The sequence below is a fragment of the Neisseria sp. HMSC061H08 genome, from assembly GCF_001836795.1.
Classification (GTDB): domain Bacteria; phylum Pseudomonadota; class Gammaproteobacteria; order Burkholderiales; family Neisseriaceae; genus Neisseria; species Neisseria subflava_A.
On sequence record NZ_KV830566.1, the window covers coordinates 6,204 to 6,832 of the forward strand.

Genomic DNA, 629 nt, shown 5'->3' on the forward strand with positions numbered 1-629 from the left:
CCGCCTACGCCCCAGCTTCGGGCTTCTTGGTAGGCTTGGGCGTAGGCGGGGGAATGGGCCAGCATCTCCTGCTGCCGTTGTGCGTCGCTTAGGCTGAGGTAGTGTTCGTAGCTGCCGTCGTTACGCTCTTTCAGGCTGCCTTCGTGGGCGGCCTGTTGTTTTTCCAGCTCTTCGGCTGCCGCTTTGGCACGGTTGCCCCTATAGGTGCCGACGGCGCTGTGGATGGCGGCAGTCGATTGGGCAATGGTTTGCTGTTTGTCGAGTAGGTTTTGCAGATCGGGAACGCTGTCGGCACCGTGATGGGCAGTGGTCGAATCGGTATGGATGCCGAGAGCGCGGGCACTGGTTTTTTTGCCGCCGATGGTGATGTTGCCTTCACTGAGTACCGAGCGGGTATAGCCTTGGCTGTCGCCGCTTTCATGCTGGGGCAGGGTGGGGCTGTAGTTGAAGCCTTTGTTCATGTTCTGGCCGGCGGTTTGGGACGCACGGCCGAAGGCGCTTTGATTGAAGCCGTCGCTTCCTTTCAGGCTGCCGCCATAACCGGCACCGATGCCCATGCTGCTGGCGCTGTAGCTGCTTTCGTTGCGGATGTCTTCGAAGCTGAAACTGCGGGCGGTGAGTTCGTTGTG

At 60.4% G+C, this 629-nt stretch carries 1 protein-coding gene; it reads right to left on the reverse strand.

The genetic code is table 11. The features are described from left to right. Positions 1-629, reverse strand: a 629-nt coding sequence (locus HMPREF2675_RS04950) for a hypothetical protein (RefSeq protein ID WP_283127798.1), incomplete at both ends; no start/stop codon positions are given.